Source organism: Rothia sp. HMSC073B08, from assembly GCF_001812975.1.
In the GTDB taxonomy this organism is placed as follows: Bacteria; Actinomycetota; Actinomycetes; order Actinomycetales; family Micrococcaceae; genus Rothia; species Rothia mucilaginosa.
Window position 1 is genome coordinate 93,319 of record NZ_KV811048.1, and the last position, 21,197, is coordinate 114,515.

General features: G+C 58.9%; 16 protein-coding genes and 1 pseudogene. 13 read left to right on the plus strand and 4 right to left on the minus strand.

Annotation, left to right across the window (positions count from 1 at the left end; translation table 11 throughout):
* Window positions 1-19: 19 nt before the first annotated feature.
* Complete coding sequence (locus HMPREF2884_RS00960) at window positions 20-2,827, minus strand: DEAD/DEAH box helicase (protein WP_070614873.1); 2,808 nt, start codon at window positions 2,825-2,827, stop codon at window positions 20-22.
* Window positions 2,828-3,003: 176 nt separating this feature from the next.
* Here HMPREF2884_RS00960 and HMPREF2884_RS00965 point away from each other — a divergent pair, with 176 nt between their 5' ends.
* From HMPREF2884_RS00965 to HMPREF2884_RS09325, 6 genes and pseudogenes are all read left to right on the plus strand, one after another.
* On the plus strand, window positions 3,004-3,915 hold the full coding sequence (locus HMPREF2884_RS00965; RefSeq protein WP_070614875.1) for an oxygen-dependent tRNA uridine(34) hydroxylase TrhO: 912 nt from the start codon (window positions 3,004-3,006) through the stop codon (window positions 3,913-3,915).
* Window positions 3,915-4,412, plus strand: a complete 498-nt coding sequence (locus tag HMPREF2884_RS00970) for a GyrI-like domain-containing protein (RefSeq protein ID WP_005508270.1) — start codon at window positions 3,915-3,917, stop codon at window positions 4,410-4,412. The genes HMPREF2884_RS00965 and HMPREF2884_RS00970 overlap by 1 nt, the downstream gene beginning before the upstream one ends.
* A gap of 324 nt (window positions 4,413-4,736) precedes the next feature.
* The gene (locus HMPREF2884_RS00975) at window positions 4,737-5,828 is read left to right on the plus strand and encodes an LLM class flavin-dependent oxidoreductase (RefSeq protein ID WP_070614877.1); all 1,092 of its coding nucleotides are present in this window, start codon (window positions 4,737-4,739) and stop codon (window positions 5,826-5,828) included.
* Window positions 5,829-6,023: 195 nt separating this feature from the next.
* Window positions 6,024-6,383, plus strand: a complete 360-nt coding sequence (locus tag HMPREF2884_RS00980; RefSeq protein ID WP_070614879.1) for a Cd(II)/Pb(II)-sensing metalloregulatory transcriptional regulator CmtR — start codon at window positions 6,024-6,026, stop codon at window positions 6,381-6,383.
* A complete protein-coding gene (locus HMPREF2884_RS00985; protein WP_070614881.1) occupies window positions 6,380-7,030 on the plus strand; it encodes a cation diffusion facilitator family transporter in 651 nt (216 codons plus the stop codon). The genes HMPREF2884_RS00980 and HMPREF2884_RS00985 overlap by 4 nt, the downstream gene beginning before the upstream one ends.
* 38 nt (window positions 7,031-7,068) lie before the next feature.
* Window positions 7,069-7,155 (plus strand): annotated as a pseudogene (locus HMPREF2884_RS09325) (luciferase); the annotation flags it as partial.
* A 231-nt stretch (window positions 7,156-7,386) separates the two neighbouring features.
* Here the strand turns inward: HMPREF2884_RS09325 and HMPREF2884_RS00995 are convergent.
* Together HMPREF2884_RS00995 and HMPREF2884_RS01000 are read right to left on the minus strand one after the other, a co-directional pair.
* Window positions 7,387-7,650 (minus strand): pyrimidine dimer DNA glycosylase/endonuclease V, encoded by a 264-nt coding sequence (locus HMPREF2884_RS00995; RefSeq protein WP_049357223.1) that lies wholly within the window; start codon window positions 7,648-7,650, stop codon window positions 7,387-7,389.
* 2 nt (window positions 7,651-7,652) lie between these two features.
* Window positions 7,653-9,404 (minus strand): DUF7059 domain-containing protein, encoded by a 1,752-nt coding sequence (locus HMPREF2884_RS01000; protein ID WP_246827903.1) that lies wholly within the window; start codon window positions 9,402-9,404, stop codon window positions 7,653-7,655.
* A 144-nt stretch (window positions 9,405-9,548) separates the two neighbouring features.
* Between HMPREF2884_RS01000 and HMPREF2884_RS01005 the strand changes: the two genes are divergently transcribed.
* From HMPREF2884_RS01005 to HMPREF2884_RS09330, 6 genes are all read left to right on the plus strand, one after another.
* Entirely contained in the window at window positions 9,549-10,007 is a 459-nt protein-coding gene (locus HMPREF2884_RS01005) for a pyridoxamine 5'-phosphate oxidase family protein (RefSeq protein WP_044145909.1), read from the plus strand.
* Window positions 10,008-10,345: 338 nt separating this feature from the next.
* The gene (topA, locus tag HMPREF2884_RS01010) at window positions 10,346-13,162 is read left to right on the plus strand and encodes a type I DNA topoisomerase (RefSeq protein WP_070614887.1); all 2,817 of its coding nucleotides are present in this window, start codon (window positions 10,346-10,348) and stop codon (window positions 13,160-13,162) included.
* Window positions 13,163-13,456: 294 nt separating this feature from the next.
* The gene (locus HMPREF2884_RS01015; RefSeq protein WP_070614889.1) at window positions 13,457-14,428 is read left to right on the plus strand and encodes a Ppx/GppA phosphatase family protein; all 972 of its coding nucleotides are present in this window, start codon (window positions 13,457-13,459) and stop codon (window positions 14,426-14,428) included.
* Between the two features lie 114 nt (window positions 14,429-14,542).
* Complete coding sequence (locus HMPREF2884_RS01020) at window positions 14,543-16,135, plus strand: hypothetical protein (protein WP_053087942.1); 1,593 nt, start codon at window positions 14,543-14,545, stop codon at window positions 16,133-16,135.
* A gap of 155 nt (window positions 16,136-16,290) precedes the next feature.
* The gene (locus HMPREF2884_RS01025; protein WP_049358929.1) at window positions 16,291-17,406 is read left to right on the plus strand and encodes a hypothetical protein; all 1,116 of its coding nucleotides are present in this window, start codon (window positions 16,291-16,293) and stop codon (window positions 17,404-17,406) included.
* A 499-nt stretch (window positions 17,407-17,905) separates the two neighbouring features.
* Window positions 17,906-18,454 carry a DUF6609 family protein gene (locus tag HMPREF2884_RS09330; protein ID WP_070614891.1) on the plus strand — a complete coding sequence of 183 codons (549 nt, stop codon included), beginning with the start codon at window positions 17,906-17,908 and terminating at the stop codon, window positions 18,452-18,454.
* A 78-nt stretch (window positions 18,455-18,532) separates the two neighbouring features.
* Here HMPREF2884_RS09330 and HMPREF2884_RS01035 read toward each other — a convergent pair whose 3' ends face one another.
* On the minus strand, window positions 18,533-19,942 hold the full coding sequence (locus tag HMPREF2884_RS01035) for a chloride channel protein (protein ID WP_070614894.1): 1,410 nt from the start codon (window positions 19,940-19,942) through the stop codon (window positions 18,533-18,535).
* 351 nt (window positions 19,943-20,293) lie between these two features.
* Here HMPREF2884_RS01035 and proC point away from each other — a divergent pair, with 351 nt between their 5' ends.
* A complete protein-coding gene (gene proC, locus HMPREF2884_RS01040; RefSeq protein WP_070614895.1) occupies window positions 20,294-21,139 on the plus strand; it encodes a pyrroline-5-carboxylate reductase in 846 nt (281 codons plus the stop codon).
* Window positions 21,140-21,197 lie beyond the last annotated feature (58 nt).

The window sequence follows — 21,197 nt, forward strand, 5'->3', positions numbered from 1 at the left end:
GTTGTCATCCCAGCGCGTTCTACGCCTCCGCCATACTCCGCAACATTGCCTGCAGTAGCGCCCGCGCGCCCTGCTTGCTGAGTGGCTCGTTGCGGTTGCCGCACTTGGGCGAGTGCACGCAGGAGGGGCAACCGTTGTCGCATCCGCAGCTTTCGATGGCTTCGAGGGTGGCGCTCAGCCACTGCGCAACCGCGTTGAAGCCGCGCTCGCTAATGCCCGCGCCGCCGGGTGCGGCGTCGTAGACGAAAATGGTGGGCCTTCCGGTGTCCACATGAAGTAGCGTGGAGAGCCCGCCCAAGTCCCAGCGGTCGCTGGTGGCGATGAGCGGCAGCAGCCCGATGGCGGCGTGCTCGGCGGCGTGCAGGGTGCCGGGGCCGTCCTCTTCGGTCACGCCCGCGCCGAACAGGTAGCTGGGTTCGAAGGTGAACCAGACCGCCTCGGTCATGAGTACTTCCGGTGGCATGGGTTGTGCCTCTTCGCCCAGGTATTCGCCGCCGTAGACGGAGAAGCGCCGGTACCCGGTGACCTGGTCGGTGACCTGAACCTGCCCGCGGTGCATGGTGAGCGGGGCGAGCTGCTGTTCTCCAGAAGCACTCTCGACGGGAACAGACGCTCCAGGAGCAGTCTCGGCGGGAACCGCTTCCCCAACAGCGTTTTGCGCACCGTAACTAACCCGCGCACGCTCTGTCAGAATACGCACCTCGGTGCTCTCAACGGCGCGCGTGTAGTAGTCCGGGTAGACGCGGCTGAGCAGAATCACGCGCTCGCCCTCGCTGAGGGACTCGACCACGTACTGCGCGTTCTGGTGAATATAAATCGCGCCGGGGTGCCCCTGGCTCATGGCGTGCGCGGCGTCCATGGTGCCAACCAGGGTGCCGTCTTCGGCGTCGATGAGCTGGTAGGGGCCGCCACCGGTGCCGCGGATATCGACCAGGTCGGCGGCTGATTCGGCGTGCGTCCAGTACCAGCCGTCCGGGCGGCGACGCAGGTACCCCTGCTGCACCAGCCGATCCAGCAGCGCGGCGGTATGCGGTCCGAAGAGGCTCAGCTCTTCGGCGCGGATGGGTGCCTCCTGCGCGGCGGCGCACAGCTGCGGTGAGAGCACGTACGGGTTCGTCGGGTCGAATACGGTCGCCTCAACCTCCTGCCCGAAAATCGCCTCCGGGTGGTGCACCAGGTAGGTGTCGAGCGGGTTGTCGTCGGCAATGAGCACGGCGAGCGCGTCCTGACCGCTTCGACCCGCGCGGCCCACGCGCTGCATGAAGGAGGCGCGGGTACCCGGCCAGCCCGCCACGAGTACGGCGTCCAGTCCGGAGATGTCGATGCCCAGCTCCAGCGCGGAGGTGCTCGCCAGACCGAGCAGTTCGCCGTTGCGGAGTTTGCGTTCGAGTTCGCGGCGCTCTTCGGGGGTGTACCCGGCGCGGTATGCGGCGACGCGGTGGGAAAGGCCCGCCTCCACCTCGTCGAGGTAGCGTTGAGTCTTCTGCGAGAGGATTTCTACGCTGCGGCGTGAACCGGCGAAAACCAGGGAGCGGGTGCGGGAGAGCACCAGGTCGGTGAGCATTTGCGCGCCCTGCTCCACGGGGGAGACGCGGCGCGGCGCCTCCTGCTCAGCCTTCGACTGGACCGCCTGCTGCTGGGTGCTGCGGGCGCCCTTGGCGAGCTGATCGTGCGCCTTGGGCGGCATGAATTCAGGCTCCCAGAGCGCGACGGTGGTTTCACCGCGTGCGGAGGTGGACTCGGTAATGGCGGTGACCGCCTGCTGCGGCACGCCAATGAGCTTGGAGAAAGACTCGACCGGGTTGGAACTGGTTGCGGAGGCGCCGTAGAACACGGGCACGGTGCGGTAGAGTGCGCAGACGCGGCGCAGGCGACGCAGCAGGTTGGCGATGTGCGCGCCGAAAACGCCGCGGTAGCTGTGTGCCTCGTCGAGCACCACGTAGCGCAGCCCGCGCAGGAAGGATGCCCACTGCCGGTGGTTGCTCAGGATTGAGTAGTTGAGCATGTCCGGGGTGGTGAGGATGAAGTTGGCGTGTTCGCGGATCCAGCGGCGTTCGCCGGTTGGGGTGTCGCCGTCGTAGCTTGCCGCGTGGAGTCCGGGCAGGTTGTAGGAGGTGAGGGCGGTGAGCTGGTCGGCGGAGAGTGCTTTCGCCGGGGAAATGTAGAGAACGTTCGCTCTATTATTGAGGTTTTCTGCCCCGGAATACGCGGAAGTTGAGCTCACCGGCTCGCCGCACGATGCACGATAAATAGCGTCCAGGGTGGGCATCAGGTAGCTCAGGGTCTTGCCCGAGGCGGTACCAGTCGCCACAATCACGTGCCCGCCGCTGCCGGCACTCTTCGCGCCTTCGGCATGCGCGGGAGTCGGTGCTTCAATGCGCCCAGCCTCATGACGCTCAGCTTCAACCCGCTCGGCCTCAATCCGCCCCGCCTGCCAGCCGTAGCGTGCTGCACTCGCCGCCAGCGCCGCATCAAGACCCGCGTGGGCGGCGTCTGCCGCCTGCACCTGGTGGGCGTAGGGCTCGGCAATACCGAGCGATTCAAAGGCCTCCACCACGCGCGGATGCAACCACTGCGGCCACGGCGCGTAGCTCGCCTCCCTGGCGGCAATGGTGTGAATATGGGTCACCTGCTCGGGCAGCGTTCCGGTGCGTGCCGCCTCAGGTAACAGGGATACCAGCACCTGCTGTGCGCTCGCGGGTAGCTTGCGGTAGCGTAGCGTTTTTGAGCGCGCCGCAGACTGCCCCTGCTCGTGCTGGTGCGTGGGCTGCTGTTCGCGGTGCTGGTTGGCGTTCTGCGAGGAGGTGCTGTGCGGCATGGGTTCCATTGTAGAGCGGCGGGCTACACCCCGACCTGCCGCCGGTCATGTATCGTCCTGAATCTGCGCACCGTGCCTGTCCCAACCCCGTCCCAGAACCGCTTCTGTGCCGCCAACCCCGTAGTCAGCGCGCACATATCAAAAAATTTGCATGCTTTAGACGTATATGACGATAAAATAGTTTCGTGGCTCAAAATAAGATTATTCTGTATTACCAGTTCGCCCCCATCGCCGATCCGCAGGCGGTCATGCTCTGGCAGCGTGCCCTCTGCGAGAAGCTCGGCCTGCGTGGGCGCATCCTCATTTCCAAGCACGGCATTAACGGCACCCTCGGCGGCGAAATCAACGCGGTCAAGGCGTACACCAAGGAAACCCGCAAGTACCCCGGCTTCAAGAACATGGAGTTCAAGTGGTCCGAGGGTGGCGCGGAGGACTTCCCCCGTCTATCCGTGAAGGCACGCGACGAGATTGTGGCTTTCGGTGCTCCCGACGAGCTGCAGGTGGACGAGAACGGCGTCGTTGGCGGCGGCGTGCACCTGAAGCCTGAAGAGGTCAACAAGCTTGTTGAAGAGCGCGGCGACGAAGTGGTCTTCTTTGACGGCCGTAACGCATTCGAGGCGAAGATCGGCAAGTTCAAGAACGCTATCGTTCCCGACGTGCGCACCACCCACGACTTCATCCGCGAGATTGAGTCCGGCAAGTACGACCACATTAAGGACAAGCCGGTCGTCACCTACTGTACCGGTGGTATTCGCTGCGAGATTCTCTCCGCACTCATGAAGAACCGCGGCTTCAAGGAGATCTACCAGATCGACGGCGGCATCGTGCGCTACGGCGAGAAGTACGGCGATAAGGAACTGTGGGAAGGCTCGCTCTACGTCTTCGACAAGCGCATGCACATGGAGTTCACCCCGGACACCGTCACCATCGGCAAGTGCGAACAGTGCGGCGCCCCCTCGAACAAGTTCGAGAACTGCTCCAACGATTCCTGCCGCGAGCTGGTTCTGCTCTGCCCCGAGTGCGCTGCTGATGACGCGAAGTGCCACTGCGTGCCCGAGTGCTCGGTGGACCGCGAAGCAGCTGAGGCGAACGCCTAATGGCAGCCGCTAAGGGCGGCGCGGTTCAGATTTCTGAACCTCGCATTGAGGAGCACCCGGCGATGGTCGTTGCCGGCGTTTCGCAGGTGTTCCCCCTGGACGGCGACTTCTCCTCGCTGTGGGATGAGCTGAATCAGAAGGCGTCCCCGGCGATGCTGGATGTTCTGAAGGTGACCCAGTACCTGGGCGTGTGCACTCAGCCGAACCCGAAGGGCCAGGTCCGCTACACGGCGGGCTTCCTGGTGTCGGAGCCGGCGAGCGCGGCGAAGCTTGGTCTGGGTGTGCTGGAACTACCTGCTAGCACCTATGCGGTGGTTGAGGTGACCGGCCCGATTTCGGAGTCCATTCCGGCTGGCTTTGCGAGCTTTGAGGAGGCGTTCTTCGCGAAGAATCCGCAGTACCGCCCGGTGGGTGGCCTTGAGGTGTACGGTCGCGGCGATATGCAGGCGGCTGATTACCGTATGGAGCTGTGGGTTCCGCTGGTAAAGCGTTCCTAGGGCAGTTTGTTTCTGCCGGTTATAGTTGCAGTTTTAGCTGTTGAATAGAAGGGCCCGGTGGTGCGATGTGTTCGTGCCGCCGGGCTTTTCTGTGCCCTTTTCGGCTGTATTTTGTGCCAGCATTTTGTGGCGGTATGTGTGCCCCGGGTGGGTGGGGCGTGCGGGCGGGTGAGGCGTGCGGGTGGTGTGTGCGGCGAAAGGGGAGCGGTGCTCTGTGCGTAATACCCCGAAACAAAATACTTGACATGTAAAGTATTTTGGTTTAGATTTAAACCACCAGCCCGGCACTACACGAACCCGGGCGCAACTCGCTAAGGAAAAACAATGAGCACCCCCACTAACCCCAGCACCCCGCAGCTCGACGAATCCATCCGCATCAGTCACCTCGAACCCATGCGCGGTGAGGAGAAGAAGCTCGGCTTCCTCTCCTTCGGCCACTGGGCTGAGGTTCCCGGCTCCCGCGTGCCCTCCGCGGCAGAATCTCTGCACCAGGCAATCGACCTTGCCGTAGGTGCCGAAGACATCGGGCTGGACGGTGCGTTCTTCCGTGTGCACCACTTCGACCAGCAGCAGGCAACCCCCTACCCGCTGCTCTCCGCAATCGCCGCCAAGACCGAACGCATCGAGCTCGGCACCGGCGTGATTGACATGCGCTACGAAAACCCGCTCTACATGGCTGAACTTGCCGCCATGGCAGACCTCATTGCGGCGGGCCGACTGCAGCTCGGTGTCTCCCGCGGCTCGCCCGAATCCGTTATTCGCGGCTTTGAGAGCTTCGGCTACTACCCGGCAGAAGGCGAAAACGAGAGCGATATGGCGCGCCGCCACCTCGACATTTTCCTCAAGGCAATCGAGGGTGAGGGTATGGCGCCCAGTGCCCGTGTGGCGGGCAAGTACGCCCCCGTCCAGCCGCAGTCGCCGGGTCTGCGCGAGCGCATCTGGTGGGGCGCGGGCACCGATAGCACCGCCGTGTGGACCGCGCAGAAGGGTCTGAATCTCATGTCTTCAACCCTGATGCTGGAAGATATGGGCATTCCCTTCGATCAGCAGCAGGCGCAGCAGATTCGCCTCTTCCGCTCCGAGTGGGTAAAGGCGGGTAATTCGGGTGTTCCGCGTGTTTCGGTGTCCCGCTCGGTGCTGCCCGTTATCGACGAAACCTCGGCACGCTACTTCGGTCGCCGCGCCGCGGAGGACTCGCAGGATTACACCGGCATTATTGACAACAGCTTCTCCCGCTTTGGTCGCAGCTACATTGGCGATCCGGCGGACATTGCCGAAGAGCTCGCCCGTGATGAGGCGGTCCAGGCGGCGGACACTCTGCTGCTGACCATTCCGAACCAGCTGGGCGTGGACTTCAACCTGAAGATGCTTGATGCAATCGTGAAGGAGGTCAAGCCCGCGCTGACCACCAAGTAAAGACCCTGAGGTGAAGATTCCGCAGAACCTTCTGCGCTAGCAGAGTTTCGCGCCAGCGTGCCGCCGTCGCTTCCGTGATGGGCGGTGGTCGCTGATGAGCGCGAACTCTGCCGCCTCCCGAGGGCAAGGGTGCGGAGCACGTGCGGCAGTCCGCGCAAGTGGACAATTGGTCAGTTATCACTGTATAGTCATCGTATGCTGACTATTGCTTCACACCTCGACGTTATGAACCGGCTCGGCCGCGCCATGGCCGACCCGACACGTTCCCGGATTCTGATGACCCTCCTCAGCGGCCCGAGCTATCCAGCCGTGCTCTCGCGCGAGCTGGAGCTGACCCGCTCGAACGTGTCCAACCACCTGACCTGCCTGCGCGATTGCGGAATCGTCGTTGCCGAGCCCGAGGGCCGCCAGACGCGCTACGAGATCGCCGACCCGCACCTCGCCGCGGCGCTGACGTCCCTGATCGACGTCACGCTCGCGGTGGACGAGGCAGCGCCGTGCATCGACCCGGTATGCTCGGTGTCGGGCTGCTGTGGAACGGCGGCGGGAGCATGAGCGAGACCCTGACCGCCGCGCGCCGCGCGATGCTGCACCGGCGCGTCCGCTTCATCGTCGGCTTCACGATCACGTACAACGTAATCGAGGCAATCGTCGCAGTCTGGGCAGGCGTCCTCGCCTCGTCTGCGGCGCTCATTGGCTTTGGGCTCGACTCGGTTGTCGAGGTACTCTCGGCCGCGGCCATCACCTGGCAGTTCACCCGCAAGGACCCTGAGCGGTGGGAAACGGTCACCGTCAAGGCCATCGGCATCGCGTTCTTCGCGCTGGCGGCCTACGTCTCGATCGACGCGGTGCTGGCCCTGGTCGGCCAGGAGGGCCCCGACCGCAGCCCGCTGGGTCTCGGTATCACCGCGCTGAGCCTGGTCGTCATGCCTCTGCTGGCGTGGATTGAGGTCCGCACCGGGCGGGAGCTGGGCTCCAAGAGCGTGATGGCCGACGCCAAGCAGCTCATCCTGTGTATCTACCTCTCCGGTGCAGTGTTCATCGGCCTCGTCCTCGACAGCCTGTTCGGCTGGTGGTGGGCTGACTCGGTCGCGGCGCTGGTCGTGGCGGTGCTCGCGGTGCGCGAAGGCCTGGAGGCCTGGCGCGGCGACGTCGAGTCGCCGTTCGAAGTGCTAGAGGACCTCGAAGACGAGGACGACTAACCCGTCACCCGACGATGAAGAGCCAGTACTGCAACCCAGACATGCGCTACGAAAACCCGCTCTACATGGCTGAACTTGCCGTCATGGCCGATCTCATTGCGGCGGGTCGACTGCAGCTGGACGTGGACTTCAACCTGAAGATGCTGGAGGCAATCGTGAAGGAAATTAAGCCCGCGCTGGCCACCAAGTAAAAGTCCTGAGGTGAAGGTCCTTGGGTAAAGACCCCGTGCCATGCTGTTTCCAGCGCTCTGTAACGCGCTGAGATGCTTGCTCCCATATAGCTGAGCCCGTACATACAGCAATGCCCCGGCAGGCACCCGCAAGGGTTCCGCCGGGGCATTACTATGCTCACGTTCTTAAAAATCTTTCGTCTTTTCCCAGGGCTCAATAGCGCCCGGAACCACCTCAAAGAGCGGATGCGCACACGCCGCCAGCCCGGACAGGTAGGTGGCAACCGCCTCCAGCGGCTGCGGATGCGCGCGAAAACGAATCAGCTGCGGATGGTTCGTGTACCCGCGAGTCAGACCCCGCAGCACCTTCTGCGCCAGCAGGGTTTCACGCCAGCAGGCGACCAGGGCGCGCCGATCGAGCAGGCAGGGGTGAAGGGACCAAATGCGCACGCTTAGCCCTGCACTTCTGCAGTGCTCTCGTCAGCCGACGTTGCGCCCGCGTGCTCGTCGCTAAAGTGCAGAAAGCTCTTGAGCACCAGCTCACGCACCGCATGCAGCAGGGTGTCGCGCGGATGCTGCTCCTGCGTACCGCGCGCCGCGGCGGCAGCCTCATCGTATTCGGGCCAGGAGAGTAACATGGCAAGAGCCGCCACAATCTGACCCACGGCAAGCTCACCATCGCTCGCCGACGCAAAACCCGCCGTCTCGGTGGAGAGCAGCTGGGTGCGACACAGGCCCGAACCGGCACGCAACAAAATGACGCTGGGATGCTCGGCGCCGGGGCGGCCGTGGCGTTCCTCGGTGACGTCCTCGGCGACTTCCAGGTGCGAGGTAAGGAGCGCCTCATCGTCCATGGCGGCGAGGCGGTCGTAGCGGCGCACGGACTCGGTGAGGGCGCGGGCGATGGGCTGCTGAATCGGGTAGGTGATCTCCTCGAAACGCTGCAGGGGCTCGGTCACACCTGCCGCGGTCGCCTCGGTCGGGCGGCGCAGCCAAATCATGCCGAAACCAATAGAATGAACGTTCCGGGAAGCGAAGTCGTTCAGGTACGCCACGTAGGTCTGTTCGTAGTGGCTACGGTCGCGGTTCTCGCTCGCATCCTTCAACCAGGTCTCCGCGTAGGAGGCGGGGGTCAGCGACTCACGCTGAATAAACCACGCCTCCGCGCCGCCGTCGGCAACCCAGGTGCGCGGGCGCTCATCCCACGGGCGCGGTGCATCCGGGTCTGCCGAATCGCGAATAATCTCCCAGTTACCCAGCATCTGCGCGCGACCACCGGGCACCAGCACCGACGGCAGCTGACGCACCATCGTGCTCACAATTTCGTCACCGGGCAGACCACCGTCGCGGTAGGTGAACTGCTCCTCGGCGCTCTCACCAGCAACACGCGGGGTAATCACGAACGGCGGGTTCGACACCACCAGGTCGAAAAGCTCACCGGCGACCGGCTCCAACAGGGAACCCTCACGCAGGCTCACGCGCGCCTGCGGGTTCTGCGGGTCAATGTTGAGCGCCTGCGCGTTCAGCAGCAGGTTAAAACGGGTGAACGCCAGGGCACGCTCCGAAATGTCGGTAGCGGTCACGTGCTCGGCGTGGGCGAGCAGGTGGAAGGTCTGAATACCGCAGCCTGTGCCCACATCCAGGGCACGCTTGACGGGGGTGCGCTCGGTAATCTGCGCCAGAGTCAGGGAGGCGTGGCCAATGCCGAGCACGTGATCCTTACGGAGCACGCCGGGGCGCTGATGCGCACCCAGGTCGGCGGCAACAAAGATTTCGGTGCCGTCATCGGCGGCGTGCGGACGCAGGTCAACGCTCGCGGACCAGCGGGTAGAATCCGCAGCGTCGCGCTCAATCAGCGCGGCGTCCGCGAAGTCCTGCAGGGTCTCGCCGAAGACCTCTGCGGCCTCCGCCTCGGTGAGCGGGCGAGCCAGCAGGAAAAACGCCAGCAGACGCGCCAGGTTCTTCTCACCCACACTGTAATCGTCGCGCAGAATGTGCTCCACACGCCACAGGCCCGGAACTACTTGGTCGCGAGCCATCGCCTCAGCCGCCTCAACACCGAGCAGCTCCTGCACAGCGTCATAGCTGTAGTTCAACGCCAACAGGCGTTCACGGATGCGGGTCAGGCGGGCGTAATCATCGCTGCGGGGAGCATCCGCAACGGCGGCGTACTCGGGAGCGAAAGAGGCGGCAGAAATAGTCATGCACACCATTCTACGCACCCGCCGCATCTGCCCGGGCGCGCCCACCGCGTATAGGCGGCAGCGCAATGACACAGCCCCGACCCACCCACTGACCAAAACCGTCATCTGCGCAAGAGCGCCCACCCCATCGCATACACTGAAACCATGAGTAACCTGTACCCCGATGAAAGTATCAGCGTCGACAAGTGCTGGGAGCGTCTGCACGCAAACACTCTCGGCCGCCTCATCCTCACTGACGGACAGCACGTCGATGTGCTGCCCGTGCTCTACGCCGTCGCCAGCCAAGACGACAAGCAGGAAATCTACATCCGCACCACCCGCGGCAACAAGTTCTCCTCCGTAGTGGTCAGCCGCCGCGTCGCCTTCGAAATCGACGAAACCCTCGAAGACGGCATCCGCTCCGTCATCGTGGTCGGTATCGCCCACTGGCTGCCGCCGGAAATGACCCCGCAGATCGTGCGCACCTTCGACCTGCCCGACTCCGAAACCCACGAAATGCAGTGGGTGCGCATTGCGCCGCAGACCGTGTACGGCCGCGAATACCCGCTGCTACCCGCATACCTGGACGGCACCCACCCCGACTCTGATACCCTCACCAGCTAGAAACGCAGGTGAGCGGGTGCGGTGCGCCCCAGCACCCGTGCACACCACCGTGCACACACCACCGCTCCGGTACCGTATGATGTACCGAGTACCCTGCGCACTCGTGCAAGCTCAACACGCCCGGTCCTCATCAACTAGAACCGTGCCAGCTCGCCCAGTGCCGGGTCACCGCGCGCTCGCCGCATGAAACGCACCGAGCGCACCACATCAACCCAACATAAACTACACCCCCACCGATCACCTCACCCCACGTACACCACACCCTGTCGGCGCCCACAAGGGCCAGCGTAGGTTATGGTTGAATACGTAGCTTTTCAACACACAGATAGAGGAGTGCCGTGCCCGCTCAGGCAAAGACCGGAAAAGCCCTGCTGATTGTGGAGTCTCCCTCCAAGGTCAAAACCATTAGCAGCTACCTCGGCGAGGACTACCTCGTCGACTCATCCATGGGCCATATCCGCGACCTTCCGCAGCCCTCCGAACTGCCCGAAAACCTCAAAAAGAGCCCCGTCGGCAAGTTCGCTGTCAACGTTGAAGAGAACTTCGAACCCTACTACGTGGTCAATCCCGACAAAAAGAAAAAGGTCGCCGAACTCAAGCGCAAGCTCAAAGAAGTAGACGCGCTCTACCTGGCAACCGATGGTGACCGCGAAGGTGAAGCCATCGCATGGCACCTGAAGGAAGTCCTCAAGCCCAAGGTACCCGTCTACCGCATGACCTTCCCCGAAATCACCCGGGAAGCCATTCAGCGTGCCTTCGGCGAACTGCGCGATATCGACCTGCACCTGGTCGACGCGCAGGAAACCCGCCGCATCCTCGACCGCATCTACGGTTACGAAATTTCCCCCGTACTCTGGCGCAAGGTCGGCCGCGGCCTCTCCGCAGGTCGCGTGCAGTCCGTCGCAACCCGCCTCGTCGTTGAACGCGAACGCGAACGCATGGCATTCGTCGCCGCCAACTACTGGGACCTGACCGGACGCTTCCTGACCGCAGCCTCCGAAGGCTTCGACGCCAAGCTGGTCGCCGTAGACGGTAACCGCATCGCCACCGGCAAGGACTTCGCCGACAACGGCACCCTCAACACCTCCAAGGTCACCCACCTGAATGAGGAAGCCGCCCGCGCGCTCGCCGCAGCCCTGCAGTCCGCCGCGTTCTCCGTACGCTCCGTTGAGACCAAGCCGTACAAGCGCCGCCCGGCAGCGCCGTTCACCACTTCCACCCTGCAGCAGGAAGCCGCACGTAAGCTGCGTTTCTCCTCCCGCGTGACCATGCAGGTGGCGCAGCGCCTCTACGAAAACGGTTACATCACCTACATGCGTACCGACTCGGTGGCACTGAGCGAGCAGGCAATCTCCGCCGCACGTCGCCAGGCATCCGAGCTGTACGGCGCAGAATTCGTGCCCTCCGCACCGCGCGTGTACACCTCCAAGAGCAAGAACGCACAGGAAGCCCACGAAGCAATCCGCCCCGCGGGTGACACCTTCCGCACCCCGGACGCCGTGCGCGGCTCTCTGTCCAACGACGAGTTCCGCCTCTACGAGCTGATTTGGAAGCGTACCGTCGCCTCCCAGATGGCTGACGCGACCGGTTCCACCGCCTCCGTGCGCCTGGGCGCCGTGGCATCTAACGGCCAGGACGCCGAGTTTGCTGCATCCGGTACCGTCATCACCTTCCGCGGCTTCCTCGCCGCCTACGAGGAGGGCGTTGACGCATCCCGCGTGGCTGAGCGTGAGGCGAAGGACGCTGAGAAGCGCCTGCCGAACCTGACCACCGGCGAGGCACTGACCGCCGAGGCGATTGAACCCGCCGGCCACGAGACTCTGCCGCCTCCGCGCTACACCGAGGCGTCCCTCGTGAAGACCCTGGACGAGCTGGGCATTGGCCGCCCGTCCACCTACGCGGCGGTTATTTCGACCATCATGGACCGCGGATACGTGAACGTTCGTTCTGGTTCGCTGATTCCGTCCTGGATCGCGTTCTCCGTGGTGCGCCTGCTTGAATCCAGCTTCGGCCCCTACGTGAACTACGAGTTCACCGCGCAGATGGAAGAAGACCTCGACCGCATCGCACGCGGCGAAGAATCCCGCGTCGAATGGCTGGGCGAGTTCTACTTCGGCGGCGGCTCCAAGCGCGGCCTGAAGCCCATCGTCGACAACCTCGGCGAGATTGACGCCCGCAGCATCAACTCCATCCCGATTGCGGACGGCATTGTGCTGCGCGTGGGCAAGTTCGGCCCCTACCTGGAAGCCGAAGGAACCCTCGACACCGAGACCGGCGAGCTGACCGAACCGATCCGCGCGAATGTACCCGCCGACCTGGCACCGGACGAACTGACCGAAGCGAAGGCACGAGAACTGCTCGAACAGGGCAAGTCCGACGGCCGCGTGCTTGGCGTTGACCCGGTCTCCGGCAACCAGATCGTGGCACGCGACGGCCGCTACAGCCCCTACGTCACCGAAGTCATCGAAGAGATGACCGAGGAGCAGATTCAGGCATACCTGGACGCGCAGCCGACCGAATACTACAAGAACGGCAAGCCCAAGCCGAAGAAGAAGCCCAAGCCCGCCAAGCCGCGCACCGCGTCCCTGTTCAAGTCCATGGACCTGGCGACCGTGACCCTTGAGCAGGCACTGCAGCTGATGAGCCTGCCGCGCGTGCTCGGTACCGACGCTGAGGGCGTGGAAATCACCGTGCAGAACGGCCGCTTTGGCCCGTACCTGAAGAAGGGCACGGACTCCCGCTCGATTGGCAGCGAGGACGAGATTTTCACGATTACGCTGGAGCAGGCGCTGGAGATTTACTCTCAGCCGAAGCAGCGCGGTCGTGCGGCGGCTAAGCCTCCGCTGGCTGAGCTGGGCGTGGACCCGGTCAGCGAGAAGAAGATCGTGGTGAAGGACGGCCGCTTTGGCCCGTACATCACCGACGGTATTACGAACATTACGGTTCCGCGTGCGGAGTCGGTCGAGTCGCTGACCCACGAGCGTGCGGTGCAGTTGCTTGCTGACAAGCGTGCGAAGGGTCCGGTCAAGCGTAAGACCGCTGCGAAGAAGACCACTACCGCTAAGAAGACGACTACCCGCAAGACTGCGGCGAAGTCTACTACCGCGAAGAAGACGACCACTCGTAAGACCGCGGCGAAGAAGACCGCCGAGTAGCTCTTCTACCTGAAGGCGCAGGATGCGTCCCGAACCCCTTAGCGGGGGTGGGGCGCCTCCTGCGCCTTTTGCGTGCCCGAGGAATGTTTGTGCCCGGGGACGTTTGTGCTCGGGATGTTCGGCGCGTTTTTGTGCCCGCGCTGTGTTTCTTAGGCTTGCGCTGTGCTGATGTTGGGCATCCGCCCGGATTGTTTGCGGAGTGAGCCGCGCCTCTGACAGACTGGAAGAGGCGCCGCACCTGCGGTACCGCACACAGACGATATCCCGCCGCGGGGCGGGGGAGGGGAGCGCATCGTGCGCCTGGGAGTTCTGGATGTTGGGTCGAATACGGTCCACCTGCTACTGATTGACGGCAGCCCTGGAGCGCGCCCCGAACCGTACGCGTCCCATAAAATTCCGCTGCAGCTCGTGCAGTACCTCGACGCTGAGGGCAATATTTCCCAGGAGGGCGCGGACGCACTGACCCGCTTCGTGACCAGCGCCCGCGACTTCGCGATCGAGAATGAGGCGGAGGACCTGCTGGCGTTCTCCACGAGCGCTATCCGTGAGGCGGGTAATGGTGCGGCGGTGCTGCATCAGGTGCGTGAGCAGACCGGCGTGAGCCTGAACGGTATTTCGGGCGACCAGGAGGCGGCGATTACGTACTTTGCGGTGCGCCGCTGGCAGGGCTGGGGTGCCGGGCGCATCCTTGATTTTGATATTGGTGGCGGCTCGTTTGAGTTTTCGACGGGTACGAATGCGTTGCCGGATGCGGCGATGAGCGTGCCGTTGGGTGCGGGTCGTCTGACGCGTGAGTTTTTTGATGAGCAGCCGCCGAAGCCGAAGCAGGTGAAGCGTCTGCGTAAGTATGTGCGTGAGCAGATTGCCCCGGTCGCGGAAAACCTGTTGCAGTATGGCACGCCGGATATGACGGTGGGTACGTCGAAGACGTTCCGTTCGTTGGCGCGTATTTGCGGTGCGGCGCCGTATTCGGCGGGCCCGCATGTGAAGCGTGAGATGCATTTGCAGGATTTGCGCCTGTGGACTCGTCGCATGGAGGCGATGACGGTGTCTGAGCGTAGCGATTTGCCGGGTGTTTCGAAGGCGCGTGCGGAGCAGATGCTGGCGGGTGCTATCGCTGCGGAGGCGGCGATGGAGGCGTTCGGTATTGAGACGATGCGCGTGTGCCCGTGGGCGCTGCGTGAGGGCCTGATCCTGAAGCGTATTGAGCACCTGGCGGAGGGTACGGGTACTCCGGTCAACCCGAAGACCCTCCTGGGTGAGTAGAACATGATGATGAACCCCGCAGGCTGGTGCGTAACGGGCACCGGCCTGCGGGGGTCACCGCTTTTCTTTTGTATATAACCCGCCGACAAAGATGTAGGAAAGGAAAAATCACCGATGAAAATCCAAGAAGTTATTGACGAAGTCAATGAAGCCTGGGGCGAAGAGCACGAGGAAAAACGAAAGAAGATATTTCGGGAAAATATTTTTTGGAAGCCTTTAAGGTTTTTTAGAGACATTTCTTTGTTTTGTCTCCTTGTTAATTGTATTTCAGGTCTTTCTTATATGTCTAGCTCTGCTAATACGCCAAAAATTTTTCCTGCATATACTTTTAATGTTCCATATTATATATTTGATGTGCGCGCTGGAATTATTGCTTCTCTAGCGAGTCTGCTATTAAGCCTATATGTTAGTGTGGGCAAATTTGCAGATGGGTATGAAGGTATTTTGGGTGAAGCTCGACGGGCTGCTTATCGTAAGTTTGCTAAACGTGTTAGCTATATTATTTCTGCAGTTTTTATTATAAATTTTTGGCATGCCGCCCTCGCAGGGTATCTTCAAGGGACCTCGTACGCCCCAGATTTCTTCAGGGATTTGCGGACGGGTCCAGAGTGGGGTAAATATTTTGTTCCAGCAGAAATTGATCTTTCAAGATATGGTGATATCCCCTTATGGGTTATTGCATTTTTCGCCTGGTTTACTTTGGTGTCTGGATTGATGCTTACTTATAATGAAAAAGATGTCTTGATTGAAAATGTTTATAAGCTTAAAAAATTTAATAAGATATACAAAAAGATTAATAAATCTCATGTCAATGAGTATTCTATAGTGGACTCTTTGCTTGCAGAACCGAAGATTAAAACGAGTGATTTTTCTTCTATAGATGGGAATGTTGATTCAGGCTGTGAATATGGAGACCGTTTTATATCTGAGTTTAGCTATCTTGGATTCAGCTTTAAAGTCAAAACAAATCTATACCTCAAGGGTCTTGTCGAACTGCTTAGAAATCCTGGGCTGAGGTTCTTGTGTATTATTTGCTTATTTTTTAGCCCGTTATCAGTTTTCCTTGTCACGGAGTCGTTTGAGTTTACAGTCTCGGTTTTTGGTGTTATTCTGAGTGTTTTTCTAATTGAATTGCTTATTAGGCTCTTTGAAGTTGGAAATCTATATAAGGGGCTGTATGTCGCGGAAACATCAGATTTGAGATGGTGGCATAGAACTTTAATTTGGGTCAGGTATTTTTGGGCTGACTTGGTTGGAAAGTTACTATACAGAACTATATATAGTCTATTTATCTTATTGGTGTTGGTATATTTATATGCGTCATATTTGGAATCCATTGATAAATCAGTGAAGTCTAGTCTCTTGGCTCTCATGGCTATATTTATTATTTCAATATTTAGCGCCTACTGGGTAATGAAATTATGGCAGTATGATATAAAGTGTATTTTTGATAAAGAACTTAAATTGTACTCTGATAAGTTTATACCCTGCGATATTGAAGGCTCTGAGGGTGGTAAACCCCTGGACTATTTAGCTATAGCTTATATTTATGTGTCGGTGCGGAAGATTAACGATTACTATGTGGCATATAAATCTGAAGTGGGTGAAGATAACTTATCTCCTGTTTATAATAGAAAAAAACTTTATCGGTATTCAAGGTCAGCTAATTCTAGGCCACCAAAATCTATTCGCCATATGTGGCCTTAAATCTTTTTGGGTTTACGGATGGGCAGGATTTTGTGTGGTGATGAAAATATTTTTTATGGATTGGGTTTCGGTAAATTTGATAAGGGGCTATGAAAAGTGTGAAATTTTTTTGCTAAGGTAATTAATCGACAATACGAAGAAAGGAGTAATCACCGATGACGAACCAACTACTGTTAGCACAGGTGCTAGCTGAGGGATTTACCTGGGATTATCTCTGGCATTGGACTCATGACCAGGAATTCGGCAAAGTACTAATTTCTGCAATCGCACCGATTGCAACCGCAACCATCGCTGCTTTAAGTCTTATGCTGACTGCTCGCAGGGAGAATAAGCAGATGGAAATCTCTAAACAAGGGATGCCACCTGAGTTAACTCGTTATAAGGAATGGCTTGAAATCTCTAAAAATCATAAAGATCTTATGGAATTTGAAAAAGGCAACAAGCTTGAAGGCATAAAAAATGAATATCAAGAAATTAGAAAATCTCGAAAAGTGGCTCTTGAGCGTGCTGTTTGGGAGCGCAAAGTAATCTCTGTCTGCCCGGACATTAATGGACAGAAACGTCTCTTAAATGTTCCCGAAGGAATAATAGTTAGCAGCATTAAAGTCAAATCTATTCCAAACTTTGGAAGTGCTGTATTTACTGCGTTTGAAGTGTTTATTTCGGCTCTAATATTCATATTTGCATCTATATTTATAGTGGCATACTTAATTTATATGTTTGATTATATTATGTCTGGGAATTGGGATATTGTACGTTTGGCTGAGGGTGTATTCTTGATTGGATTTATTCCCTGGCTGTCGGTATTTTTCAATAATGCTATAAGTGCTATTCATGCGGGCTTGACGGGGAAATGTTTTGCTGAATATGGTTACCTTCGCATTCTTCAAGAAAATATGTCACATGAAGAGTTTAAAGATGTGTTGAAAAATTCTTCTACTGTGGATAGTAATTCGCAAAGATTTTTCTTTGCCCTGTGGAATGGAAAATATCGCAATTTTGTATCCTGCCCAGAAACAGTGAATTCAAGATATTTAAGTATTTTGGGGCTAATTATTTATGGTCTTCCTCATTGGCTCATAAATATTAGGCATAAGAGTCGTGGATACAACTACGGTGAATATAGACCAGAAATTTTTGGATTTGTAGAGGGAACTTTAGGGGGAGACCAAACTGGGCAAGATGAAAATATGAAAGGTAAAAAATCCTCCATAATCAGGCGGTTGGTTCTGTGGATTTCTAAAGAGTGGGAATCTCGGAACCGTGGTTAACGCATTTTGGTTAGACCCTCCTCCTCTGTAGTTTCTAGCTGTAGGGAACCTATAACCCGTGCAGAATTTGTGCCTTGGTTTAGCGTCTTCGACCATGGTTTTTAACTACGACCAAAGACACTAACCTATGGCACAAATCCGTACCCCTTGACCGGATCTCTGGCTGCGTCAGGTAGGTGAGAGCCGGTTATGGGTTATGATTTAGCCTTTTCGTCGATAGGTTAGTGTCTTCACTGCGGGTTAAAGACTCGCGGCGAAGACACTAACCTATCGAAAACCTCGGTCTAAAAAGCAGGCGGCCCCGGATGCATGCACGCATCCGGGGCTGTCTCTTTTGCTTTTTTGACGAATTCTCTATTGCTATTTTGATATAATCATAGGAGATGTAATTAATAGTCAGAAGGACTGGGTAATATTGATATATTGCAGAATTTTTTCATATTAAAATTTAGTGACGTAACAAGAGAAGTGACTCTACGAGAGGCTATTGGAGGTATCGATGAGTTTTCTAAACTATAACAAAGATGAAAAGCTAGAATTTAACTATAAGAGGGCATGCGGCCTGTGGTTAATTGTGGTGGCGGCAGTTATAGCAATAGCCGCCATGACTGGAGGAAAGCAAATAATAAACATGCAAGTATTCAGTATTGGCTATGTTATTAGCTTTTTCTCGATCAACATGAACAAAAAGGTGCTAAATAGCCTGTCTGATGGTCCTTCAAGTGAATTTCAAAAGAAAGTATCTTCACGTGCCGTTATTCTATTATTTGTCTTGATGATTTTGCTGGGCGGCCCATTCTTTGCAACTGAAAATTGGAGACTGATTTGGCTGGGAGCGCTGATGGCAACCGCGCTGCATTTCTTCCCATACTATTTTGTGCATGGAAAGTCAATGATATATCTGGGTCTTATCTGTGCCATTAACGTGTTTGCAGGATATATTTTTACCAGCATCCCGTTAGAGGTAATTGCATATATCGATGCGGCGATTAAGCTCCTCTTCGGAATCTATCTGCTATTCCTTTCAAAGCCGTCAAAACAAAAGTAAGGCAAATCTTCGGCACGGCAAAACAGGGCGGCCCCGGACGCACACACGCATCCGGGGCCGCCCGCCACCTGTCAGGACCTACTTCTTAGCGCCGAACGCCCGTGTCCACGCCCAGCGGGTCAGCACCGCCGTGCCCACCGCAACCGCCATCGGCAGCCACGCACTCGCACCCTGACCCGTAAAACCAATCAACAACGTCAACGCAGACAACGGCGCATTCATCGAAATACCCAAAAACGCCGCCGTACCCGTCAACGCCGCCGCATACAACACCATCGACGCGCCACCCGGCACCCCGCCCAAACCCGGGAACGCCCACAGCACCAGCGCCGCCACACAAAACGCAACCGCCGCACCCAACGCCAAACCCGGCGTCAACGTACCGCCATAAGAACCGAAACGCAGACTCAACACCACCACGGCAGCCTTCGCAACAGCCAACGCCAACACATACACTGCCGCCGATGCGGTCAAACCGCCCGCCGCCGCATCCAGCGACACATTAAACGTGTGCTGAGTCAGCAGACGACCATTACCCAGAATCTCCGGAAGCCACAGCGAAACCACCGCGACCAGCGCAAACGCTACAGGAATACGCCACAGAAGAGAACGATCCTTCGCCTTCAACTTCTCCGCACGCTGCGACAACGCCCTAAAACCCAACGCCAACGGAGTCAACACCACACCCGTCAGCGCCGCCACTGTCAGCGTCGTCGCATCCAACGGAAGCTGCGGCACCGGGTACGTCGGCTCATTGACGATCACCAGATTCGCCGTGACCGTCGCCGTCCACACCGTCACCGCACCCACATATAGCGACCGCAGGCTCAAACCAACAGCCATCGCCTCCACAAGGTACACCACGCCACCAATCGGCACCTGATACACCGCCGCCAAACCGGATGCCGCACCCGCCGCCACCAGCAGACTACGCTCACGAACACCCAACAGTGCGGCACCGTCAGCGCCCACAAAACCAAGACGCTCCAGCAGATTCGAGGTGCGGCCAGCCGCCAAAGCACCCAGCTCACGAGGCGCGACTTCCTTACCCACAGGAGAGCCCGCACCCACCGCAACAATCTGAATCACCGAATGCGAAATCTGCCGCCACAGTGACGGGGTGCGGTCCTCCTCGGTAGCACCGGCAATCTGCGACTTCACGCCGACCACACGCCGCCCACCGGACTGCAGGTAGTACCATACCAGCGCCACAAACGGGCCCAGCGCCGCCAAAACCAAGGCACGACGCGCCGGATCGGCGCCGTCAGTCACCATCGGGTGATGACCCTCAGCCTGACCGAAAGTTAGCTCCTGCATGAAGTCCAGAACATAATGCAGAGCAATCGCGCCCAAGCCGCTGAACACGCCCGTGACCAGCGCGGCAAGGGTCAGCCCCAGCAGGAGGCGAAACGAAAAAGAACGGAAACCCGCAGGGCTCTGCGGGCTATTCGGGGAAGAACTCGAGGAAGAACCAGTATGAGAAGACATAGAAAAAGGGGTTTGTGTGTTGCGTGCTGTGTGGTGTTGGAGGCTTCATGCCCGGCACAAACTGCCGCGGGTGAAGCTGTTTTCATTCTACGCCCGCAGAATTACGCCCTCCCCGGCATGCCAGAACGTGAGAAGCGGAGCCCCGCCCATTGGGTCGCGGAGCATGAGGTGAAGCCGCCGCCCAGAAAACGCGGAAGAAACAGAGCCAGGTCACATGCCCGTAGCCACACCCGCTATGCTGGAAGGGTACGCCTCCACGCGCCCGCCGCGCACCGAACAGTAGCCCCCGGAACACACCGGCGGCACGCCTGCCGGCACCCGGCGCAGGCACCCCATTAGGAAGGATCAACGATGACCGCAACTATTGCTTTTCTCGGCACCGGCTCCATGAACGGCTCCATCGCCGCAGGTCTGCTCGCTGCAGGCCACGACCCCGCCCACATTCGCGCCACCGTGCGTAGCGAAGAATCTCGCGCCGCCCTCGCCCAGCGCCTCGGCGACAAGGTAGAAATCATCACCACCGGCGGCGAAGCTGACGGCAACCACAAGGCAACCGCCCACGCAGACGTCGTTCTGCTCGGCGTGAAGCCCTACGGCATTGTTGAGCTTGCCCGCGATATTGCACCCGCCCTCGCGCCGAACGCTGTTGTGGTGTCCGTTGCTGCTGGCGTGACCCTCGAAACCCTCGCCGAGTGCCTTCCCGCAGGTCAGCCCATTGTTCGCTGCATGCCGAACACCCCCTCCTCCGTGGGCAAGGGCGTGCTCGCCATCTCCACCACCGACACCGTGAAGAACGAGCAGAAGAAGCTCGTCGAAGAGGTCCTGGGCACTGTCGGCTTGGTCGTTGAGGTCCGCGAAGATCAGATGGATGCGGTCACCGCCGTCTCCGGCTCCGGCCCGGCATACGCGTTCCTGCTTGCGGAGGCGATGGCCGCCGCCGGTGAGAAGCTCGGCCTGGACGCAGACACCGCCCTCAAGCTTGCCAGCGCAACCGTTGCCGGTGCGGGCTTCCTGCTCGACACCAACCCGGATGCGCCCGCCCTGCGCCGCGCCGTGACAAGCCCGAACGGCACCACCGAGCGTGCACTGAACACCTTCGTGGACGGTGGCCTCTTCCAGCTGACCGAGGACGCGATGCGCGCCTGTGCGGCACGTTCGGCGGAAATGAGCCAGCTGTACACCGCTGATGAGGACTAATCAGCGGGAATTAACCAGTGGAAACTAATCAGCGGGGACTAATACCGTCTGGTAGCAT

Bases quoted from the DNA above. Each gene is read 5' to 3' on its own strand.
- HMPREF2884_RS01035 (WP_070614894.1), bottom strand. From the start codon at position 19,942: ATGTCTTCTCATACTGGTTCTTCCTCGAGTTCTTCCCCGAATAGCCCG.
- proC (WP_070614895.1), top strand. From the start codon at position 20,294: ATGACCGCAACTATTGCTTTTCTCGGCACCGGCTCCATGAACGGCTCC.
- HMPREF2884_RS01020 (WP_053087942.1), top strand. From the start codon at position 14,543: ATGAAAATCCAAGAAGTTATTGACGAAGTCAATGAAGCCTGGGGCGAA.
- HMPREF2884_RS00960 (WP_070614873.1), bottom strand. From the start codon at position 2,827: ATGGAACCCATGCCGCACAGCACCTCCTCGCAGAACGCCAACCAGCAC.
- HMPREF2884_RS01025 (WP_049358929.1), top strand. From the start codon at position 16,291: ATGACGAACCAACTACTGTTAGCACAGGTGCTAGCTGAGGGATTTACC.
- HMPREF2884_RS00970 (WP_005508270.1), top strand. From the start codon at position 3,915: ATGGCAGCCGCTAAGGGCGGCGCGGTTCAGATTTCTGAACCTCGCATT.
- HMPREF2884_RS00980 (WP_070614879.1), top strand. From the start codon at position 6,024: ATGCTGACTATTGCTTCACACCTCGACGTTATGAACCGGCTCGGCCGC.
- HMPREF2884_RS00985 (WP_070614881.1), top strand. From the start codon at position 6,380: ATGAGCGAGACCCTGACCGCCGCGCGCCGCGCGATGCTGCACCGGCGC.
- HMPREF2884_RS01000 (WP_246827903.1), bottom strand. From the start codon at position 9,404: ATGACTATTTCTGCCGCCTCTTTCGCTCCCGAGTACGCCGCCGTTGCG.
- HMPREF2884_RS01005 (WP_044145909.1), top strand. From the start codon at position 9,549: ATGAGTAACCTGTACCCCGATGAAAGTATCAGCGTCGACAAGTGCTGG.
- HMPREF2884_RS09330 (WP_070614891.1), top strand. From the start codon at position 17,906: ATGAGTTTTCTAAACTATAACAAAGATGAAAAGCTAGAATTTAACTAT.
- HMPREF2884_RS00975 (WP_070614877.1), top strand. From the start codon at position 4,737: ATGAGCACCCCCACTAACCCCAGCACCCCGCAGCTCGACGAATCCATC.